The following is a 21,485-nucleotide window of genomic DNA, read 5'->3' as shown; positions in this document are numbered from 1 at the left end:
GTTGCAGCGACAGCCGGCCATGTTTGTTTAGGAACCGCCGATGGTTTCACGATAATCTTTGCCAGAATTTCACTTGACCCGTTGACCGATGACCAGATCAGCATTCTCTACCGATATTGACGCCATTGGCTCTATTGAGGCCGTTCCGGTCATTCTGAGTATGGTCAAACACGTGACCGGGATGCGTTTTGCGGCGGTCGCCAGAGTCACTGAACAAAACTGGGTGGCGTGTGCCGTTGATGATTCAATCAATTTCGGGTTGAAACCCGGTGGTGAGCTGGTGGTGGAATCGACGATCTGCCACGAAATTCGGCAACACCGAAAACCGGTGATCTTCGGCCACGCCAGTCAGCATCCCGTTTTCTCGTCCCACCACACGCCTAAGACGTATGGGCTGGAGAGTTACATTTCCATCCCGATCATCAAGGCCAATGGTGACTTCTTCGGTACCTTATGTGCAATCGATTCGGTACCCGCGAATCTTGAAGAGCCGGCCATCGTCAAGACCCTTACGTTGTTCGCTCAACTGATTGCGATGAGTCTCGATACCCAGAGCAGCCTGGAAACAACCCGGGCGCAGCTCGTCGACGCCAAGCAACATGGAATGTTGCGCGACCAGTTTATTGCTGTTCTGGGGCATGACTTGCGCACGCCGCTGAGTGCAATCCGGATGAGCGCTGACCTGCTGGAAACCAAGACAACGGAAAAGCGCTCACTCAATCTCATTTCAGCTATCCGCAACAGCTCGGTACGCATGGGCGTCCTGATCGAGAACGTCCTGGATTTGGCTCGCGGACGGCTGGGCGGCGGAATTCCTGTCAAGCGTCAACTGGTCGACGACCTTGGGCGCACGCTCAGGTTGACGGTGGATGAAGTACAGGCCTCACACCCGTCTGCAATTCTGAATCACTCTCTGGATATCCCGGCCGGGATCTACTGCGACGCGCTGCGCATCACCCAGCTGTTATCAAACCTTCTGGGCAACGCGGTGACTCACGGGGCATCCGGGACACCTGTCGAAGTTCGGGCCTATGCCGAAGCTGATGAGATCGTCCTGTCCGTGGTCAATCAAGGAGCCCCGATCCCATCGCAACTGATGCCGTTGCTGTTCGAACCGTTCACTCGGTCGGAGGCAGGACAGCGCGGGGAAGGGCTGGGCCTGGGGCTTTACATCGCATCGCAGATCGCCAGCGCCCACGGCGGCAGCCTTACCGTTACGTCAACTTTAGAGACCGGGACAACTTTTATTGCCCGGTTCCCGGCCAGGGTCAGATGGGTGATCTGACCTCGTGAAATGGCCCGGACGTTCTTTGTGGGGAGTCAAACGGCCGTTGCCGGGGTCTAAACCGCTGCCACGCAAATTCGCCGCAGAGTGAATAACCATATGGTCAAGCAACGAGTCATCCGCTTTCGCTATATCCAGGTTGTAGTCGACTGTGCACATCCAGGTAATCCTGGAGCATGAGCGCTCATCGATATATCGAACAGCGGCCGAATCTCGAACACTCAACGAGTGAGCCCTCGCATGCGTATTGCCGATTTCATCGTAGAAAACATCGAGCCCATTCTCCAGGCGTGGGAAGACTTTGCCAAAACCGTGTCGCCAGCCTCGGACACCATGGATTCGGCGGCGCTGCGTGACCATGCCGAGCAGATGTTGCAAACGATTGCGGCTGACCTGCGAACGTCACAAACGGTCAAAGAACAGATAGCCAAGTCTCACGGCGAGGCACCTTCGACAGAGCTTGAAACTCCGGCGGAAACCCATGCGATCATCCGCCAGTCTTCGGGTTTCACCATCGGCCAGATGGTTTCTGAATACCGGGCACTGCGCACCAGTGTGCTGATGTTGTGGATGCCGCATAGCAGTGCGGGAAACGAAGCCGAGATGATGGACATCATTCGTTTCAACGAGGCAATCGATCAGGCACTTGCTGAATCGGTGGTCAGCTATTCAGGCGCTGTCGATGTGGCTCGCAACATATTTCTGGGCATCCTGGGCCATGATCTGAGAAGTCCGCTGGGGGCGATCCTGCTGAGCTCCGAGGTTCTGTTGCGGGCAGGCGACTTACCGGCCAAACCCACAAAGATTGCCTCCCGGATCTACACGAGTGTCAAACGCGCGAGCAAGATCGTCGGCGACCTTCTCGATTTTACGCGGACACAGTTAGGATCGGGCATTCCGATTCAGCCGTCGAGTTGCGACCTGGCAATAGCCTGTGAAGGGATGGTAGAAGAGGCGAGAGCTTACCACCCGGAGTGCGACATCGATTTTGAATGTCCTGAGGCGGTCATTGGGGATTTTGACAATCCCAGAATGGAACAGGTCGTTGCGAACCTGATTGGCAATGCGGTGCAACACGGAGATGAATCGCAGCCGATATCCGTGGTGCTGCGTTCGGACGGCGAGATGGCTGAGCTTTCGGTAACCAACCAGGGTGCGCCCATCACGGCGGACGCTATTGGCAGCATCTTCAATCCGATGATCAGACATCACCAGAACGGCAATCATCAATACGGTTCCGGGGCAGGCCTGGGCCTTGGGCTGCACATCGCATCGGCTATCGTTACGGCCCATCACGGCAGCATCGAAGTTTTTTCAAAAGCAGGGGTGGGCACTACGTTTACGGTGCGCATACCCCTGGATTACCTGTCCAGCCAAGCCTGATCGAAACGTTCAGCTATTTCCCAGTGAATTCACATTCATCGAGCGAACCGCCCCTTGCTCCGCCGTTTCCCGATCCACCGGCAAGGAGAAGCGGAACGTCGCGCCGCGTCCGGGAACGTCGATCAGCTGGATATCGCGACCGTGCAATTGCAGGATGCGATGCACGATGCGCAACCCCAGGCCGCCATCGCGACGTGACCCGCCGATGTTGAACGGCCGCAGGAACAGGCCTTCGCGCAGTTCGGTGGCTATGCCGGGGCCGGTGTCGCTGATGGTGACTTCGATAAAGGCGCCTTGCGGGCGCAGGCTGAGTTCGATTTCCCCACCTTCGGGCGTATGGCGTAATGCGTTGTCAAACAGATTGGTCAGCACTCGCTCGATCAGGCCGAGGTCAGCGCAGGCGGCCGACACGTTGGGGGCGAAGGAAGCCTTGAGTTCGACACGCCGCGCCTCGGCCGTCAGTTCGAATTTCTGAAAGATATCCTGCACCAGATCGGTCAGCGGGAAACGCTCCAGCACCGGTTGCACGAAACCGTGCTCCAGCCGCACCAGTTCCAGAAGCGATTGCGCCAGCCCGCCGACCTTGCGGCTCTGATCCAGCGCGATGCCCAGATAACGGCGGCGGTCGGCGGGGGACAAGGTTGCGTCCTTGAGCGACAGGGTTTCCAGATAGCCATGCAGCGAAGCCAGCGGGGTACGCAGGTCGTGGGAGATATTCGCGACCAGTTCGCGGCGTTCCTGATCCTGGCGGGTCAAAGAATTCCATTGGGCACTGAGGCGCGTCTGCATCTGGCGGAACGCGGCGTCGAGCATGGCAATTTCATCGTGGCCGGTGGCCTGTTCAGAAGGTGCTGTTGTCGGCGGTGCGACCGGAGCACCGTCGATATCGAACTGGCTGACGGTTTCGGTGAGACGCCGCAACGGTCGGGTGATCAGGGCGAAAGCCGTGAGGCCCGCGATCAGGCACAGCAGCGCGACCAGCCCGATGGACAGCAATGCGGTGTTGAGCGCCGCGCTGGTGGCGCCGCGCTCGGCCAGGCGATCGTGCTCTTCGCTGAGCAGCACCACGTAGAGATAGCCTGCCGGCTTGCCATCCACCGTCAGCGGCGCGGCGCTGAACACCTTCCGCGCCTGGTCGCTGCGCGGATCGTCACCGAGTATTGGCAGGGCATCGCCTTGAAGCAAACGATGCACGGGGGCCAGATCAATCCTGTCCCGACGTATCCGGCCCTCGGGTGAAGCGCTGCCGACGATCCGTCCATCGGTGTCGAGCAGATAGACTTCGACACTGGGGTTGACCAGCATCAGCTGATTGAACAGGTTGCGGACCGCGCCCGGCATCATGCCTTTGCTGTCCATCAGCACCGTATCGCGAGCAATGTGTTGCGCCAGATCGCGCGACAGCCCTTGGACCACTTCCAGCTCATGCATCCGGTTGGCGCGTACCTGCATCCACGCTGACGTGCCGCAGCACACCAGCAGTAGCACGGCGAACACCAACGACAGGCGTTTGGTCAGGGTCAGCCTCATGGCTGTTCCTCCGAGGCGGCAAATTTGTAGCCTCGGCCCCATACCGTCAGGATGCGCGCCGGCTGTGCCGGATCAGCTTCGATTTTCGAACGCAGGCGATTGATATGGGTGTTGACCGTGTGTTCGTAGCCTTCGTGGCTGTAACCCCACACCGCGTTGAGCAGGTCCATGCGCGAGAACACCTTGCCGGGCTGGCGGGCGAAGAAATACAACAGGTCGAACTCCCGAGGCGTGAGCTCTAGCCGACGACCTTCCAGGGACACATCACGGGTGATCGGGTCGATATTGAGCCCACCGGTGATCAGGCTCCCGGCGTCCATCTTCAGGTTGCGCGCCATGGCGTCCACGCGCCTGAGCAGCGCTTTGACCCGCGCCACCAGTTCGAGCATGGAAAAGGGTTTGGCCAGGTAATCGTCGGCGCCCAGCTCCAGCCCGAGAATGCGATGCAGCTCGCTGGACCGCGCACTGGTGATGATGATCGGCGTGTAACGGGCCATGGCGCGGGCGCGGCGGCAGATTTCCAGGCCATCGACGCCGGGCAGCATCAGGTCGAGGATCAGCGCGTCCCAATTGCCCTGCTGCAGCAGGCGCATGCCTTCATCGCCATCGGCGCAGTGCACGACGTCAAACTGCTCATCGCGCAGATGCAGGCAGATGAGGTCGGCGATATGCACGTCGTCCTCGACCACGAGAACCCGTTTGGTCTGTTCCATTCAGTTAAATCCTTCAGCGCGATGGCCCATTGTGCGGGTTTTCCACGGCCCGAGTTATCACGAATTGTTTAACTTCACGTGAGGATTTGGCGATCACTGCGCGCCTAGGCTGTGTTCCATGCCATCCACCTGGATGTTTTGGAGAAGATCATGTTTTCACGGCGGCAGTTTCTGATAGTGAGCGGCGGGGCAGGCTTTGCCGCATTGGCGCTCGGCATGTCGAGCCGATTCCCGATGCTGGTCGATGACGCCAGCGCAGCGCAGGTGTTCGAGGTCACGCACAGCGAAGCGCAATGGCGCGCGTTGCTCAGCGCCGAGCAGTATCAGGTGCTGCGCGAACAGGACACCGAGCGGCCTTACAGCAGCCCGCTGAACGACGAACACCGTGACGGTGTTTTTGTCTGCGCCGGTTGCGATCTGCCGTTGTTTTCCTCGGCGAGCAAATTCGACAGCCGCACCGGTTGGCCGAGTTTCTGGCAATCGCTGGACAAGGCTGTGGTGGTTCAGACTGATCGGTCTTTCGGCGTATCACGCGATGAAGTGCATTGCTCGCGCTGCGGCGGCCATCTGGGCCACGTGTTCAGCGACGGGCCCAAACCCACCGGCTTGCGCTATTGCATGAACGGTGTGGCGATGAACTTCAAACCCCAGGCGGCATGACCGCTGATTGCTTACTTTCAATTATTTGATGCAGGTCGAACTTATGTGGCTCCTGATCCTTGCTTATCTCGGCGGCGTGCTGACCATTGTCAGCCCATGCATTTTGCCGGTACTGCCGTTTGTCTTCGCCCGCACCGGGCAGCCATTCATGAAAAGCGGCCTGCCGCTGCTGGCCGGGATGGCGCTGACCTTCGCCCTCGTTGCCACGCTGGCGGCGGTTGGCGGCGGATGGGTGGTGCAGGTCAATCAATACGGGCGCTGGCTGGCGTTGCTGTTCGTCGCCTTATTCGGCCTGACGCTGGTGTTGCCGAAACTCGCCGAGCGCCTGACCCGGCCGTTGGTGGCCGCCGGTGGTCGATTGTCCGAAGCTGCGGGCAACGATCCCCGGCCGCGTCCCGGTGCGTCGTTTCTGATCGGTGTCGCCACCGGTTTACTGTGGGCACCGTGCGCCGGGCCAATTCTGGGCCTGGTGCTGACCGGCGCAGCACTGCAAGGCGCAAGTATCGGCACGACCTTGTTATTGCTGGCTTACGCTGCAGGCGCCTGCACCTCGCTCGCCGTTGCGCTGCTGCTGGGCGGTAAGGTTTTCGCGGCGATGAAGCGTTCTATCGGTGCTGGCGAGTGGGTACGACGAGGGTTGGGCGTCGCCATGCTGGCTGGCGTGGCAGCGATTGCACTGGGACTGGATACAGGAATTCTGGCCAAGGTATCGACGGCATCCACCGGCGGCATCGAACAGGCGCTGGTTGGTCGTCTGGCGGATAAATCGCCGAGTCGCAACGGGGCAATGATGGCGCAGAACACAGGCAGCGGGAGCATGATGAAAGCCGCCAATCAGGCGTCGGATAGCTTGCCGATCGAGGGCAATCTGCCGTCACTGGGCGGCGCGGTGCAGTGGCTCAATTCGCCGCCGCTGACTGCCGAGGCGTTGAAGGGCAAAGTGGTGCTGGTGGATTTCTGGACTTACTCCTGCATCAACTGTCTGCGCACGTTGCCGTATGTAAAAGCCTGGGCCGAGAAATACCGCGATCAGGATTTGGTGGTGATTGGCGTGCACGCGCCGGAATTTGCCTTTGAACGCGATATCAAGAATGTCACCAAGGCCATGAAAGACCTGGGTATCACTTATCCGGTGGCCGTCGACAACGACTACAAGATCTGGCGTGCTTTCAATAACCAATACTGGCCGGCCCACTATTTTGCCGACGCCCAGGGCCGCATTCGCTATCACCACTTTGGCGAGGGCGATTACGCTGAATCGGAACGGGTCATCCAGCAATTGCTGCGTGAAGCGGGTGCCACCAAGGTCGCCGACGGTCTGATCACTGCCAACGCCCAGGGTGTGCAGCAGGCGGCGGACATGAACGACGTGCAATCCCCGGAAACCTATGTCGGCTATCAGCGCGCGGAGCAGTTCGTCCCTGCAAAAGGCCTGCTGCCGGACACCGCGAAGACCTACAGCCCAGCGCCGCAGCTGGCGCTCAATGACTGGAGTCTGGAAGGTAAATGGAAGGTCGGCGCCGAGCAGGCCACTGCCGACGCCTCGGCGAGTCGCATTGTTTACCGTTTTCATGCGCGGGACTTGCACCTGGTGTTAGGGCCAGGCGCGGATGGCAAACCGGTGCGCTTCAAGGTGCTGATCGACGGCAAAGCGCCGGGTGACGCTCACGGCACGGATGTGGCCCCCGACGGCAGCGGCAGCGTGACCGAACAACGCCTGTACCAGCTGGTGCGCCAGCCCGGCAGCGTGCAGGACCGAACCTTCAGCATTGAGTTTCTCGATCCGGGCGCGTCGGCGTATGCCTTTACTTTCGGTTGATCATCATTCATTGGATTAAGGAGTCGCACTCATGAAAACCCCATTTACGTTGCGCCGGATTGTGTTGCAACTGGCCGCAGCCGGCTTTATCGGTCAATGTTCCGTAGCCGCCTTCGCCGCTGAAGACGCGGTACGTCTGGCCCCGCCAGCCGTTGACGAAACCTCCCAGGCCCACAGTGAAACGGCCGTGTTTGCCGGCGGCTGCTTTTGGGGCGTACAGGGCGTGTTCGAGCATGTCAAAGGCGTCAAACAGGCCGTTTCCGGTTACGCCGGTGGGGCCGCCGACACCGCCCAATACGAGCGGGTCAGCGACGGCGATACTGGCCATGCGGAATCCGTGGAAGTCACTTTCGATCCCGCTCAGGTCAGTTACGGCACCCTGCTGCAAATCTACTTTTCCGTGGCCCACAACCCGACCGAACTCAATCGTCAGGGCCCGGATCGCGGCACCCAGTATCGTTCGGCGCTGTTCACCAAAAGCAGCGAACAGCAACGTATTGCCCAGGCTTACATCGCTCAGCTGGACGCCGCGCATTCGTTCAACAAGCCCATAGTCACCAAGCTGGAAACTTTCAACGGCTTCTACCCGGCCGAAGACGAACATCAGGACTTCCTGACCCGCCATCCCATGCATCCGTACATCGTGATCAACGATTTACCCAAAGTGGCGCAGTTGAAGCAGTTGTATCCTGATCGTTATCAAGATGAACCAGTACTGGTAAAGGCGGGGATGTAGCGCAAGGTCAAGCGGTCATTCTCTTGAACGATTCAGCCGCTATGCTGGTCAGCTTGTACTCAATGTCCATCAAGAGGTGATTGCAATGGCCAAGACTTATAGCTACGCAGCGCAAAGTCCCAAAGAATCGCTCAAACCGTTCACCTTCGAACGTCGCGCGCCAGGCGCCGACGATGTGCAGATCGAAATCCTGTTCTGCGGTGTGTGCCATTCCGACTTGCACACCGCCCGTAATGAGTGGCAAAACACCCTGTATCCATCGGTTCCGGGTCATGAAATTGTCGGCCGCGTAACCGCAGTGGGCGCCAACGTCAGCAAGTTCAAAGTGGGCGATCTTGCAGGCGTTGGCTGCATGGTCGATAGCTGTCAGCATTGTGCTTCCTGCGCCGAAGGCGAAGAGCAGTATTGTGAAAGCGGTTTTACCGGTACCTACAACGGCCCGGTTTTTGGCGGCGAGAACACCTTTGGTGGCTACTCGGACAACATCGTGGTCAAAGAGAAATTCGTCCTGCGCATCGCTCATGACGACACTAATCTGGCGGCCGTGGCGCCGCTGCTCTGCGCTGGCATTACCACCTATTCTCCGCTGCACCACTGGAAAGTCGGACCAGGCCAGAAAGTCGGCGTTGTCGGTCTGGGTGGCTTAGGTCACATGGCTGTCAAGATCGCTCACGCCATGGGCGCGCACGTGGTGCTGTTCACCACCTCGCCGAACAAGCGTGAAGACGGCCTGCGCCTGGGCGCCGATGAAGTCGTGGTGTCGAAGAATCCTGATGAGATGGCGAAGTTTGCCAACAGCCTGGATTTCATTCTCAACACCGTGGCAGCGCCACATGACCTGGACGCCTTTCTCTCGCTGCTCAAGCGCGACGGCACCATGACGCTGGTCGGTGCTCCTGACAGTCCGCACCCATCACCCACCGTATTCAATCTGATCTTCAAACGTCGCAGCCTGGCCGGTTCATTGATCGGTGGCATCCAGGAAACCCAGGACATGCTGGATTTTTGCGCCAAACACGGGATCGTTTCGGATATCGAGATGATTGACATCCAGAACATCAACGAAGCCTACGAGCGCATGCTCAAAGGCGACGTGAAGTACCGATTCGTGATTGACATGAACAGCCTCAAGAAAGACGCCGAGGCAGCTTGATTTAACCGCTCCGGGCTCGACTCCCATTCGAGCCTGGAGCAGTGGAACTTCGCCCCCAGGGTTTATCTCTCGTCACCGTAAACAGGCCTGCATATCCGCGGACGATACGAACGCTGCCGATCGTTTTTTGCCTGCAGTTATTCACCATCATTAAACGATAACTAAACAATGTTCATCGGCTGGCGCGGCGGCCAGGGACGGATTGCCGCGCCTTCACTGTCGGGAAATGGAGTAAGCTGCGCAGGTCACTGTCTACAGATGTAAAGATTGAGCCGCAACCCGGTGTGGAGGAATGGATATGCATGGGTACGGAATGGTGGGGGATTTACTTCATCTAGCCCTTTATTTAGTGAGTATCGGTTTTTGGACTTTGCTTTGGATGGTCTGCATCTTCAACGCGAAAGGCCGACTAAAAAAGTTTTTGGGTACTCACGCATTATTGATTTGTATAGTGTTGTTTCCGGTATTTCCGGTAACTTTCGTTGGCGGAGCGTTGATAGCGTTCGGCCTCGAAAGCATTGTGTGGAGCATATTTATTGCAGGTGTCGGGCTACCGCTGGCGGGCCTGCGTCTGGTTCAACGGTATGTCCGGACCGCGCCGAATGGCCATCCATAACGTCAGTCTGACATTCAAGACGGTTTTGTCCGGTTTGTTGGCAGGGGTGGGCAGGGACGCGTTTGAATAATAATGAAGAGGGACATATGCGAATACTTGTTATCGAGGATCACAAGGATATTCTTGCCAATATAAGCGAATATTTCACGCTTAAAGGGTGTGAAGTAGTTGGCGCCCTGGACGGATTGACTGGGCTGCATCTGGCGGTAACGGGCAACTACGATGCGATCATACTGGACCTTATGCTGCCCGGCATGGATGGCAATCTGGTGTGTAAAAACCTGCGAGAAAATACCAGGCAACATGTTCCCATCTTGATGCTTACAGCGCGCGATGAATTAAGTGATCGCCTGGCAGGGTTCAAAGTGGGAGCGGATGACTACATTGTCAAACCGTTCGCTTTATCCGAACTTTTCGCTCGCGTCGAAGCGGTCGCCCGCCGCTCAGCGGGGTTAAGTAAGCGCACGCTTCAAGTTCATGACCTGACCTACGACCTGGACTCTCTCGAAGTCAGCCGTGGCGGAAAACTGCTTAAGCTAAACCCGACCAATCTGGTGTTTCTCGAATTGTTGATGCGCAAGAGCCCATTGGTGGTCAAGCGAAAGGAACTTGAAGAAGCGATTTGGGGTACCAATACTCCGGACACCGATAGCTTGCGCAGTAATATCTACTTGTTGCGCAAGGCTATCGATAAGTCTTTTGACATGCCTTTGCTGCATACCCATCACGGGGTAGGCTACAAGTTACAAGGCCCACAGTGAGCGCAAGGGAAGGTCGCTTCTCGACGAATGTGGCCGCTCGGTCCAGGTCAGCGATCTCGCCAGACCGGGTCTGCTGGTGGAGATAAAATGCGTCGCGACTCAGCGAAGAGTCCCTTGCGTAGCAGGTTAATTGATTACTAAATGTATCGTCCGATCAAGCGAATACAGCCAGACACTAGAGTTTGCCGCAGCTATCGCAATTGATGATTTCGCCTCATAACTCTATGCAGTTTGAAGCATATAGTTACGTATAAATAGCTGGGGTACCGTCGGGCCTTCGTTTGCTTATCGAGCTCAGGTACCTACGCATGAAACTAGTCGGAGCCGCGCTCGCTACTTTATTTTTTGCCGCTTGTGCCGAGGGCAATTCGGGTGGCGGCAAGCCTGACCCCAAACCATCGCCCGATGTTCTTGAGGTCACGCCGCAGTTGTATCAGTACACGACTGATCTGTTGTTTGGTGAAGTCTGGAAGCGTCAGGAGTTGGCGCCCCGGGATCGCAGCTTGATCACCCTCGCAGCGCTGGTGAGTGGCGGGCAAACCGCGCAGATGACCGGGCATCTCAAGCTCGGCCTGGACAATGGCCTCAAGCCCAGCGAAATCAGTGCACTGATTACTCACCTGGCGTTTTATGCGGGCTGGCCCAACGCGATGTCGGCAGTCGGCGTGGCAAAAAAAGTCTTCACTGAACGCGGCATACCGGCCGAACAGATCGTCCCGCCGCCGACTGAGCCGTTGACCCTGGATCCCGCCAGCGAGGTCAAGCGCAAGGCCGCTGTCGAGGCCGCGACCGGCGACGTCGCGCCCGCGCTCGGACGCTACACCAACGAAGTATTGTTCGCCGAGCTCTGGCGACAGACCGACCTGACGGCTCGCGACCGCAGCTTGATTACCGTCGCTTCGCTCATTACCCAAGGGCAGGCCGCCCAGTTGCCGTTCCACCTCAACCGCGCGATGGACAACGGCTTGACCGAAAGCCAGGCCGCCGAAGTGGTGACCCACCTGGCGTTTTACGTCGGTTGGCCAAAGGCGATGTCGGCAGTGCCGGTATTGAAAGCCGTGTTTGAGTCGCGGCGCAGCCAAGGCTGAAACCGACTCGCTGACCTTGATATTTCCGCTCATGGTGACCCTGATGACAGACCCCAAAACACTGCAGCAGACAGTGCCTGAAGTAGATGCCCCGCTTGCCGAGGCAAGGCCCACGCGTCGCAGTTTTCTCAAGTTCGGCGCGTCGGGTATCGCCGCCGCGACTATCTCAACCTGGATACCGGAAAGCGTCGTGGCCGCTCAGGTCGCACCTGTCGCCGTGATCGAAGACCCCGACACACCGGGTGTTGGCGAGCAGCGCATCCGCCTGATGGTCAACGGCCAGACGCATACCCTGAATGTGCCCACCAACGCCATCCTCCTCGATGTACTGCGCGACCGCTTGCAGCTGACCGGCACCAAGAAGGGCTGTGATCACGGGCAATGTGGCGCCTGCACCTTGCTGGTTGCCGGTGTGGCGATCAATTCATGCCTGTCCATTGCCGTGCAGCACGACGGCGAAAGCATCACCACCATAGAAGGCCTTGCCCAGGGTGACGAACTGCATCCGGTGCAGGAAGCCTTTTGGGATCATGACGCTTACCAGTGCGGTTATTGCACCCCTGGGCAGATCATGAGTGCCGTGGCGATTCTCAATGACCCGAATATGCCGACCGACGATGCCAGTGTGCGCGAGGCCATGAGTGGCAATATCTGCCGCTGCGGTGCGTACAAGAACATCCTGGCCGCGGTGCAGTCCGCGCGCTCGAAAATGCGAGGGACGGTCTGATGCGCACATTCGATTATGCACGGGCCGATTCGCCCGCCCAGGCCGTGACTATCAGCTCCGGCCAGGGTCAGCGCTTCTATCTGGCCGGGGGTACCACGTTGCTGGATCTGGTCAAGCTGGACGTCATGCAGCCGGATCAACTGGTGGACATCAATCGCCTCTCGCTCAAGCAGATCGAGGCTTTACCAGACGGTCGCCTGCGTATCGGCGCATTGGTCAGCAACACTGACCTGGCCCGCCATCCGCAGGTTCGCGAGCATTACCCGGTACTTTCCCAGGCGCTGCTTGCGGGTGCCTCCACGCAGTTGCGCAACAAGGCGACCACGGCGGGCAATGTCATGCAACGTGTGCGTTGCAACTATTACCGTGACGGCATTTCGCCGTGCAACAAACGCCAGCCAGGTTCCGGTTGCGCGGCCATCGGTGGCTTGAATCGAAGTGTTCATGCGGTGTTGGGCACCAGTAATCATTGCATCGCCACCCATCCTTCAGACATGTGCGTGGCCATGGCGGCAATCGGTGCGCAGGTGACGGTGCAAGGCGCAAGCGGTTCCCGGGATATCGCGTTCGGCGACTTCCATTTATTGCCCGGCGATACGCCCTGGAAAGAACACGCTTTGGCGCCTCATGAGCTGATCACCCACGTGACCCTGGACGCGCCGCTGTCGGGCAGTCGCTCGTCCTACCTCAAGTTGCGGGATCGCACTTCCTATCAGTTCGCTTTGGCCTCCAGCGCAGTGATTGTGGTCATGGACGGTCAGCGGATTACCAACGCCCGGGTTGCGCTCGGCGGCGTTGGCACCAAACCCTGGCGAGCGGTTGACGCGGAGCGCGCGTTGATCGGTCAGAAGGCGACGCTGGAAACCTTTGGCAAGGTCGCCGAGCTGGCCATGCAGGGTGCCCATCCTTACGAGCACAACGCGTTCAAGATCCCTCTTGGCCAGCAGGTCGTGGTGCGCAATCTTCGTGACCTTACGGCGAGGAGTTCGGTATGAGCGAGTCAGTGATCGGAAAACCCCAACGTCGCATTGATGGACGCTTGAAGGTCAGCGGCGTGGCACGCTATGCCGCCGACCATCCCATGCCCGGCATGCTCTATGCGTACGGCGTCTACAGCAGCATCGCCAAAGGTCGAATTCTGGCGATCAAGGACGAACAGGCGAAAAACATGCCTGGCGTCGTTACCATTTTGCATCACGGAAATTTCCCCAGACTGCATCGCACCCCGGAAACGCCCATGACCTTCGCGGCGATTCTGAGTGCCGCCAGACTGGATGAACGCCGCCTGCCGTTCGAAGATGACCGCGTCAGCTATCCCGGCCAGTTCGTGGCCTTGGTGGTGGCGGAAAGTTTCGAGCAGGCGAGGGCTGCTGCCTATCGGGTCAATGTGGATTATGAGAGCGCCGAACCGGTCAAGAGTCTGGCGGATGCGTTGCGCACTCAGGGCGCGCGGGAGGGTGGCCGAGGCCATGCTCGCGGCACCCCGGAGCCGGCCTTTCAAGCGGCGGCAATGCGCCTTGATGTGACCTATACCACGCCGGTTGAAACCCATAACCCGATGGAAATGCATGCGACTACGGCCTGGTGGCAGGACGGTCGCCTGTTTCTGTACGAAGCCAGCCAGGCGGTGACGAATCACCGCAACGTGCTGGCGAACAGTTTCGATTTGCCACCTGACCGTGTCGAGGTTCGCGCGCCCTTTATCGGCTCTGGCTTCGGCAGCAAGTTGTGGCCCTGGCCGCATTCCATCGCCGCCTGTGCGGCCGCGAAGGTCACTAATCGCCCGGTGCAATTGATGTTGCCCAGAGCGCAGATGTTCACCACGGTGGGCCATCGTCCGGAAACCTTGCAGCGCATGCGTTTGGCCACCGACGCGCAGGGCAAGCTGGTGTCCATCCGCCACGAATCCTACAGCAGCACTTCCACTACCGATGCCTACACCGAGGCATGTGGCGGTGTGACCAAGAGCCTGTATTCCTGCCCCAACGTACTGGTCTCGCACAAAAATAGCCCGGTGAACCGTGGCACACCGACCTCGATGCGGGCGCCTGGCGCTGCGCCGGGGTTGTTTGCTCTGGAGTCGGCTATCGACGAAATGGCGTTGGCCAACGGCATGGATCCGCTGGACTTTCGTCAGTTGAACCTGGCGACCAGAGATGAAAGTGTGGGCCTGCCGTGGTCCAGCAATCATCTGCCCGAGGCGATCAATGTCGCCGCTGAACGCATCGGCTGGCGGCAACGCAATCCGGCCATTGGCTCGATGCGCGAAGGGGACGAAATCATCGGTTACGGTATGGGCGCCTGCAACTGGGATGCTTATCAGGTGCCAACCGATGCGCGGGTGATTTTGCGCGCCGACGGGACTGCTTTGGCGCAATGCGCGGTGCAGGACATCGGCACCGGCACCTATACCATCGTCGCCCAGACCATCAGTCAATTGACCGGCCTGCCCATGGAGCGCATTGAAGTGCAGCTGGGCAGTTCGGCGTATCCGCCGGGGGCGATGTCCGGTGGCTCATGGGTCACCGCCAGTGTGATGCCGGCCATTGCCGGTGCTACGCGCCAGGCGCTGAACAAACTGCGCGAGTATGCGGTGCTGAGCGGCGGGCAGTTTCCCGGCGCCGATGCCACCACGCTGGATGTCCAGGATGGGTATCTGCTCAACGGCGAACAACGGGTGAGTTTTGCCGACGTGCTTGGCAAACAGCGCCTGGCCCGAGCGGAAGGCAACTTCCAGAGCGGTCCGGCCAAGGCTGGCGAGCATTCTTTCCGCTCCTTCGGTGTGCATTTTGTCGAGGTGCGCTGGGACCCGGGTATTTCCCGGCTGCGCGTGGCCCGGGTGGTCAGCGCCATTGATGTCGGCAAAGTGGTCAACCCCCTGGCCGCGCGCAATCAGGTCGAGGGCGCGATTGTCATGGGCATCGGTATGGCGTTGTTCGAAGCGACCGAACACGATCCGCGCAGCGGTTTGCCGGTCAACAACAACTTCGCCGAATACGCCGTGCCGGTGCATGCCGATCAGCCAGAAATGGATATCACCCTGCTGGATTACCCGGATCTCAACCTCAGCGAGTTCGGCGCCCGTGGCATTGGCGAAATCGGCGTCACCGGATTGGCGGCGGCGGTGGCCAATGCGGTCTATCACGCCACTGGCAAGCGCATCCGCAGCTTGCCGATCACCAAGGAAAAGCTGATGGCGGGGCTCTGAGCCTGCGCATCCATAAGGTTACAAGGCCATCTCGGTTTGCTCCGTTGAGGGGTGGCCTTTTTTAATGTTGAGCCCCCAGGGTTATCCAGCAGGCCCGGAATGGATTGAACAGGACAAACCGATCTGTTGGACATCAGGCCTTGTAGCGCAACGCGTCCACCAGCAAGGCAAATGCTGGCGAGGCCTGGCGTCGGCTCGGGTAGTAAAGATGGAACCCGGCAAACAATGGCGACCAGTCTTCCAGAACATGAATCAGGCTGCCCGCCTTGACGTACGGGGCGATCAAGTCGTTGGGAATATAACTGAGGCCGAAACCATCAAGTGCCGCATGCAGCAGTTGGTAAACGCCGTTGTAGGTGATCTGGCCGGTGACGCGGGCCTTGAGGCTTTCGCCGTCTTTGGCGAACTCCCAGGCATACAGACCGCCGTTGGTGGGTAAGCGCAGGTTATTGCATTGATGGTCGGTGAGGTCCCGGGGTGTCTGCGGCAATGTTCGGTTGGCAAAGTAAGCGGGAGAGCCGACCACCGACATGCGTAGGTCGGGGCCAATGCGGGTGGCGATCATGCCTTCGGCAACGTCTTCGCCCAATCGCACGCCCGCGTCAAAGCCGTGGGCGGCAATGTCGACGAAGCTGTAGTCGCAACAGACTTCTACCGAGATGTCCGGGTATTTAGGAAGGAATTCGTTGAGCACGGGCCGGATGATCATCTCAAGGACGTGATCTATGGCGTTGATACGGATACTGCCGGTGGGGGTGTCGCGCAGGTCGCTCAGGCCAACCAGTTCCATTTCGATTTCCTCGAAATGGGGTCCGACCCTCTTTATCAAGCGTTCGCCAGCTTCGGTGGGCGACACGCTGCGGGTTGTGCGGGTCAACAGGCGCAAGCCAAGGCGCGCTTCCAGGCTGCGAATGGTATGGCTCAGCGCTGATTGAGAAACCCCCAGTTTGGCAGCAGCTTTGGTAAAGCTCCGCTCCCGTGCAACAGCGAGAAAGGCGAGCAGATCAGTGGCGTTTTCCCGGAGCATTGATGAGCACCTTGCATAAGTGTTTGAAGATTCTAGCGTCTAATCAACCCAATACGCAGCTGTTAAATTTGCGGTCCATTGTTGGTCAGCCATTGACCGAGGATGCGACCTGCCGGCCAGGTCCGTTTCCATTGTTCAAGTGAGAACCCTCATGAAAAGCCTCGCCGTCACCGCGTTATCACTGTCATTGCTCGCTTTCGATTTACCTGCCGAGGAGAAATCCATGCTTGTCGTCAATACCAATGGCTCCCAGCCTTCGGCGAAAGGCCCCGCTGACTATTTCACCGGAACCGTGCGTGTTGACGCGCCGTTCAAGGGCACAGACGGCGCTCGGGTCAGCGGCGCGACTGTGACGTTCGAACCTGGCGCGCGTACTGCGTGGCACACTCATCCGCTGGGTCAGACCTTGATTGTCACGGCGGGCTCGGGCCTGGTGCAACAATTGGGACAGCCGGTGCGCTTGATCAAGCCGGGGGATACCGTCTGGATCCCGCCAAACGTCAAGCATTGGCATGGCGCAACCGCGACCACGGCGATGACCCACATCGCCGTCGCCGAGGTGCTGGATGGCAAAGTGGTTGAATGGATGGAGCAGGTCAGCGACGAGCAGTATGCCGAGGCGCGCTGATCTCAGTCATGGCGCCCGGCCAGACTATTGCCCGGGCGCCAGATCGCCGTACCAGTAAGAGGCGGTCACACCGCCGTCCATGAGGAAGTCACTGCCGGTGATGAATGTGCCTTCCGGTCCCATGAGCAGGGCGCCCACAGCGCCCACTTCATCCGGCGTACCGCCGCGACCCGCAGGGCTGAGATCGAGCATGCGGCGATAACCTGCGCCGCGCGGGCCACTCAATTCGTCCCTGGCTAGCGGTGTGAAAATGATGCCCGGGCTGATCGTATTGACCCGCGCGCCGCGTTTGCCCCAACGTACAGCCTCGGCCATGACCCGCAACGAGTTGGCGCGCTTGGAGATCTGGTAAGCGTTCAGCGGGTCGGTGATTTGCTCGGCTTGCAGCATCGGCAGGGCAAGCAACTCTTCAACCGGCGTAGTCGCCAGTGCCTTGTTTTGCTCAGCACTCAGGGCGGGCAAGCGATGGCCGGATTGTGACGCAATGACAATCCCGGAACCGCCCGCAGCAATGACATTGCCGAATTCTTCGAGCACCAGCGCAGTGCCGTACAGGTCGACAAGCAGGATAGTGGCGACCGGCGCCTGAGAGGGCGATACCCCAGCGGCGTGAATAACACCAGTGATATCGCCAATGGCCGTTGCGGTCTTCACCAGTGCCTGGACCGATTCCCGGGATGACACATCAACCACGGCCGTGGTGACGTCAAAGCCTGCATCCATCAGCACCTTTGCCGCCGCATCGGCGTTTTCCTGGCGCAGGTCCGCCAGCACAACGTGTTTGCCTGCGCTGACCCGGCGCGCGATGGCCTGGCCAATTGAGCCCGCGCCTATTACGACAGTTACCCTTGTAAGATTTTTCATCATCGCCTTCCTGAAGTTGGAGTAAGCAACCGGATTGATCGCTATGCACCGGCTGTGATTCGCACTTCGGTTTGGCGCACAAGTGCACATGTGTGTTTATTCCTTCTCTTTTCGAAGAGCGCGGTCTACCTTATATTGCTGTTTGTGGCTCAACAATACGGCCATTAATATATGGGTTAGTGAGGTAGATTCATAAATGCAGCATGCGGACTTGCCGGAACTCAAAGCCTTCATCGCCATTGCCGAACACGGCAGTTTCAGCGCTGCTGCCCGCGTACTGGGGCTTTCGCCTTCGGCGCTGAGCCATTCGATGCGCAACCTTGAGGCGCGGCTGGAGATGCGTCTGTTCAACAGGACCACTCGGTCAGTTGCACTGACGGAGGCGGGGGAGCAGCTGCTCAATGGCGTACGGCCGTTGATCAATGAACTGGCGAATGTCGTCAATGAAGTCATGTCGTCGAGAAGCACGCCGTCCGGCTCGATGCGCATCAGCGCTTCGGAATCGTCGATCCGCCAGCTGATTCGCCATGTGGTACCGGAATTCCTTGAGCAGTATCCGCAGATCCATATCGAGTTCGTCGTCGACAGCAAGCTGCAGGATATCGTTGGTGATGGCTTCGACGCGGGCATCCGGCTGTTTGATGACGTGCCGCAGGACATGATTGCCATACGTTTCGGGCCGGATATCCATTTCGTTGCCGTTGCGTCTCCAGCCTATCTCGAACGCTGTCCGGCGCCCCTGACGCCGCAGGACTTGAAAGCCCACCGTTGCATACGCTTTCGCTTCACCAGCGGTGGACTGTTCCGCTGGGACTTCAAGCATGAGGCGCAGAGCGCCAGCCTTGATCTGGAAGGACCGCTGACCCTGGACAACGTCAATCTGATGATCGAAGCAGCGCTTGCAGGCGTCGGTGTGGGGTGGGTGCCCGAGTGGCAGGTCAGCGAGCACCTGCAGGCCGGACGACTGGTCAACCTGTTGCCGCAGTGGAGCCCGAATTATTCGGGACTCTGCCTGTATTACCCCGCCAATCGTCATCCACCGATGGCGCTGCGCCTGTTCGCTCAGGCGGTTCGCGACTGGGCTAACGCGACTACTGAGCCTGGCGATCGCTAACCGGGCTGACTGCTTTCTTCGTTTCTGTTCTCGGGTTAACGTCGGCCGTACTTCCAGGCTACCCAACCCACAGTGGAATTTGTCTCGATGGATTTACGCGACCTTTACTATTTCGAAACCATCGCTGACTTGGGCAATCTCGGCCGCGCCGGTGACAAGCTGCATCGTACTCAGCCTGCGTTGTCGAAAAGCATCCAGCGCCTGGAGCAAACGCTCGGCACCGCGTTGTTTTTCCGCGAAGGCCGACGGATGCGCCTTACCCCCGCGGGTGAATTGCTTTTGATGCGCGCACGGCACTTGCGTCAAGGCGTGCAGGAAACCCGCCGGGAAATTCAGGATTTCGCCAAAGGCACCGTGGGTAATGTGCGGCTCGGCTGCGGGCCGACTGCCGCTGAATACCTGTTGCCCAGTCTGGTTTCGCTGTTGCTGGAGACCGCGCCGGACCTGACCCTGGAGCTGGTCACCGGACAGAACGATATGCTGCTCAATGCGTTGCGTACGGGACAACTGGACCTGTTGATCTGTCCGTTATCGGCGGTGGACGTTGCCCAGTTCGAAACCTTCGCGTTGTTGCAGGACGAAGTGGTGGTGGTTGCCAGCGTCGACCATGCGTTGTTCAGACAACCCATCAGCATGGCCGACCTGTGCAACTGGCGCTGGGTGCTGGCAGCGCCGCCGGTGGCAACCCGGCGTTGGCTGGATAACACATTTTTCAATCATCAACTGGATATGCCGCAGATCCAGATTCAAACCAATTCCATCAATATGATGCCGCGCCTGATCGCTCACACGCCGCTGTTGAGCTTCATTTCCAGGCACAACCTGGGTGTCGGCAAGATTGGCGCGACCTTGCGCGAAGTCCCGCTTGCGCAAACCACCATGAAACGCAGTTTCGGCCTGGTGATGCGCCGCGAGGCTTACGTTTCACCGCCTGCTGCGTACATCGTCGACTTGCTCAAGCGAGAAGGGACAGCGTTGTTCACTGATCACTCCGAGCAAGAATAACTATCCAAGTGTTACCCATTGCCCCAGCCGCGCCGGAGTATGGGTATTCCTATCAATAATATTCATAGTTGAATAAAAAAGCGGAAATAGATTTATACGAGGAATAGGTTAAACATGGGCGCCATGGCGGTAAGCGACGATGGGTGAAGTCGCTGCCGATGCCAATAATCAAAACAAGGCGTCCACTATGACCTACACCATTCTCGTGACCGCAGAACGCCTGGCCCCGGCAGGACTGGATGTCCTCAACCAGCAAGGTTGCCGCGTGCTGTTCGTCCGTCAAGGGCAGGAAGTCGCCGACATTGAGCACCTGATGGCGACCCATCCTGTGGACGCCGTGATCTCCCGCACGTTCGAGCTGAGTGAACAGGCGATTGCCTCGTGTCCGAGCCTGAAAGTCATCTGCAAACACGGCGTTGGTGTGAGCAACATCGATGTTGCGGGGGCCAGCGCCCGGGGCATCCCGGTGTATGTCACGCCGGGTGCCAATGCGCAGTCGGTGTGCGAAATGACCCTGGCCCTGATGTTCGCCGCAGCGCGCAAAGTCAGCTGGATGGACCGCGAAATCCGCGCCGGCCGCTGGTCCCGCGCTCAGGACGGCCTGGAATTGCAAGGCCGCACCCTGGGACTCGTGGGTTTTGGGCAGGTAGCGCGAAAGGTGGCCACGGTGTGTCAGGCGCTTGGTATGTCGGTGCGGGTCTACGATCCATTCCTTACAGATGACAGCGAGCTGATGGGCGCCGAGCGCATGGGCTCGTTGGCGGCTTTATTGCCGGTCAGCGATATCCTGAGCCTGCACGTGCCACTCACCGCGCAAACCCGGAACCTGATGGGTGCTGCTGAACTTGCGTTGCTTCCCGAACACGCCGTCCTGATCAACACCGCACGGGGCGAAGTCGTCAACGAAGCGGCGCTGGTTGAGGCCTTGCGCAGTGGTCGGCTGTACGCCGCTGGCCTGGACACCATGGCCATCGAGCCACTCCCTGCCGAAAGCCCGCTGCTGAACCTGGACAACGTGCTGCTGACGCCCCATGTCGGCGGTTCGACGCCAGCGGCCCTGGCGGCAATGGCTCGGGACGCGGCAACCAATGTGACGGATTTTTTGCGTGGCAAGCCTGTGCCGCGCACGTCCTGTGTCAACGCCGACATCCTTCCCCTCTGACCGGAG

20 protein-coding genes are annotated in these 21,485 nt (G+C 59.1%); 16 read left to right on the top strand and 4 right to left on the bottom strand.

The features are described from left to right. The first annotated feature begins 88 nt into the window (after positions 1-88). Positions 89-1,285, top strand: coding sequence for a GAF domain-containing sensor histidine kinase (locus tag ACP7E4_RS06170; RefSeq protein WP_426112989.1), 1,197 nt, complete (start codon positions 89-91; stop codon positions 1,283-1,285). A gap of 240 nt (positions 1,286-1,525) precedes the next feature. Beyond that, complete coding sequence (locus ACP7E4_RS06165) at positions 1,526-2,668, top strand: ATP-binding protein (protein WP_426112991.1); 1,143 nt, start codon at positions 1,526-1,528, stop codon at positions 2,666-2,668. Positions 2,669-2,677: 9 nt separating this feature from the next. On the opposite strand, the gene ACP7E4_RS06160 is transcribed toward ACP7E4_RS06165, so the two are convergent. Then, positions 2,678-4,198, bottom strand: a complete 1,521-nt coding sequence (locus ACP7E4_RS06160; RefSeq protein ID WP_426112993.1) for a sensor histidine kinase — start codon at positions 4,196-4,198, stop codon at positions 2,678-2,680. Further along, positions 4,195-4,911 carry a response regulator transcription factor gene (locus ACP7E4_RS06155; protein WP_426112995.1) on the bottom strand — a complete coding sequence of 239 codons (717 nt, stop codon included), beginning with the start codon at positions 4,909-4,911 and terminating at the stop codon, positions 4,195-4,197. The genes ACP7E4_RS06160 and ACP7E4_RS06155 overlap by 4 nt, the downstream gene beginning before the upstream one ends. A gap of 150 nt (positions 4,912-5,061) precedes the next feature. Between ACP7E4_RS06155 and msrB the strand changes: the two genes are divergently transcribed. The 10 genes from msrB (at position 5,062) to ACP7E4_RS06105 (ending at position 15,679) form a co-directional block, all read left to right on the top strand. Continuing rightward, positions 5,062-5,571 (top strand): peptide-methionine (R)-S-oxide reductase MsrB, encoded by a 510-nt coding sequence (gene msrB / locus ACP7E4_RS06150; protein ID WP_426112997.1) that lies wholly within the window; start codon positions 5,062-5,064, stop codon positions 5,569-5,571. A gap of 43 nt (positions 5,572-5,614) precedes the next feature. After that, a complete protein-coding gene (locus ACP7E4_RS06145) occupies positions 5,615-7,390 on the top strand; it encodes a cytochrome c biogenesis protein DipZ (RefSeq protein ID WP_426112999.1) in 1,776 nt (591 codons plus the stop codon). Positions 7,391-7,421: 31 nt separating this feature from the next. Next, the gene (gene msrA / locus ACP7E4_RS06140; RefSeq protein WP_426113002.1) at positions 7,422-8,126 is read left to right on the top strand and encodes a peptide-methionine (S)-S-oxide reductase MsrA; all 705 of its coding nucleotides are present in this window, start codon (positions 7,422-7,424) and stop codon (positions 8,124-8,126) included. 85 nt (positions 8,127-8,211) lie between these two features. Next, positions 8,212-9,279, top strand: coding sequence for an NAD(P)-dependent alcohol dehydrogenase (locus ACP7E4_RS06135; protein WP_426113004.1), 1,068 nt, complete (start codon positions 8,212-8,214; stop codon positions 9,277-9,279). Positions 9,280-9,571: 292 nt separating this feature from the next. Next, positions 9,572-9,895: a hypothetical protein gene (locus ACP7E4_RS06130; protein ID WP_426113006.1), complete on the top strand. Its 324-nt coding sequence runs from the start codon at positions 9,572-9,574 to the stop codon at positions 9,893-9,895. An 86-nt stretch (positions 9,896-9,981) separates the two neighbouring features. Next, a complete protein-coding gene (locus ACP7E4_RS06125) occupies positions 9,982-10,656 on the top strand; it encodes a response regulator transcription factor (protein WP_426113066.1) in 675 nt (224 codons plus the stop codon). Between the two features lie 308 nt (positions 10,657-10,964). After that, a complete protein-coding gene (locus tag ACP7E4_RS06120) occupies positions 10,965-11,744 on the top strand; it encodes a carboxymuconolactone decarboxylase family protein (RefSeq protein WP_426113008.1) in 780 nt (259 codons plus the stop codon). Positions 11,745-11,787: 43 nt separating this feature from the next. Continuing rightward, positions 11,788-12,471, top strand: a complete 684-nt coding sequence (locus ACP7E4_RS06115) for a (2Fe-2S)-binding protein (protein WP_426113010.1) — start codon at positions 11,788-11,790, stop codon at positions 12,469-12,471. After that, positions 12,471-13,466, top strand: coding sequence for an FAD binding domain-containing protein (locus ACP7E4_RS06110; RefSeq protein ID WP_426113012.1), 996 nt, complete (start codon positions 12,471-12,473; stop codon positions 13,464-13,466). The genes ACP7E4_RS06115 and ACP7E4_RS06110 overlap by 1 nt, the downstream gene beginning before the upstream one ends. Then, positions 13,463-15,679 (top strand): xanthine dehydrogenase family protein molybdopterin-binding subunit, encoded by a 2,217-nt coding sequence (locus ACP7E4_RS06105; protein ID WP_426113014.1) that lies wholly within the window; start codon positions 13,463-13,465, stop codon positions 15,677-15,679. The genes ACP7E4_RS06110 and ACP7E4_RS06105 overlap by 4 nt, the downstream gene beginning before the upstream one ends. Before the next feature lie 133 nt (positions 15,680-15,812). Here ACP7E4_RS06105 and ACP7E4_RS06100 read toward each other — a convergent pair whose 3' ends face one another. Beyond that, complete coding sequence (locus ACP7E4_RS06100; RefSeq protein WP_426113016.1) at positions 15,813-16,706, bottom strand: LysR family transcriptional regulator; 894 nt, start codon at positions 16,704-16,706, stop codon at positions 15,813-15,815. A 223-nt stretch (positions 16,707-16,929) separates the two neighbouring features. On the opposite strand from ACP7E4_RS06100, the gene ACP7E4_RS06095 reads away from it, so the two are divergent. After that, on the top strand, positions 16,930-17,334 hold the full coding sequence (locus ACP7E4_RS06095; protein ID WP_426113068.1) for a (R)-mandelonitrile lyase: 405 nt from the start codon (positions 16,930-16,932) through the stop codon (positions 17,332-17,334). Between the two features lie 24 nt (positions 17,335-17,358). Here ACP7E4_RS06095 and ACP7E4_RS06090 read toward each other — a convergent pair whose 3' ends face one another. Continuing rightward, positions 17,359-18,198, bottom strand: a complete 840-nt coding sequence (locus ACP7E4_RS06090; RefSeq protein ID WP_426113018.1) for an SDR family oxidoreductase — start codon at positions 18,196-18,198, stop codon at positions 17,359-17,361. A 196-nt stretch (positions 18,199-18,394) separates the two neighbouring features. Between ACP7E4_RS06090 and ACP7E4_RS06085 the strand changes: the two genes are divergently transcribed. The 3 genes from ACP7E4_RS06085 to ACP7E4_RS06075 all read left to right on the top strand — a co-directional run bounded on the left by ACP7E4_RS06085 (position 18,395) and on the right by ACP7E4_RS06075 (position 21,479). Further along, complete coding sequence (locus tag ACP7E4_RS06085; RefSeq protein ID WP_426113020.1) at positions 18,395-19,312, top strand: LysR family transcriptional regulator; 918 nt, start codon at positions 18,395-18,397, stop codon at positions 19,310-19,312. A gap of 87 nt (positions 19,313-19,399) precedes the next feature. Further along, on the top strand, positions 19,400-20,317 hold the full coding sequence (locus tag ACP7E4_RS06080) for a LysR family transcriptional regulator (protein ID WP_426113022.1): 918 nt from the start codon (positions 19,400-19,402) through the stop codon (positions 20,315-20,317). A gap of 139 nt (positions 20,318-20,456) precedes the next feature. Further along, the gene (locus ACP7E4_RS06075; RefSeq protein WP_426113024.1) at positions 20,457-21,479 is read left to right on the top strand and encodes a hydroxyacid dehydrogenase; all 1,023 of its coding nucleotides are present in this window, start codon (positions 20,457-20,459) and stop codon (positions 21,477-21,479) included. Positions 21,480-21,485 lie beyond the last annotated feature (6 nt).

The organism is Pseudomonas sp. DSP3-2-3 (assembly GCF_049898225.1).
Lineage (GTDB): Bacteria > Pseudomonadota > Gammaproteobacteria > Pseudomonadales > Pseudomonadaceae > Aquipseudomonas.
The sequence above is the reverse complement of the archived record's forward strand: the minus strand, read 5'-3'. Positions and strand labels throughout refer to the sequence as shown.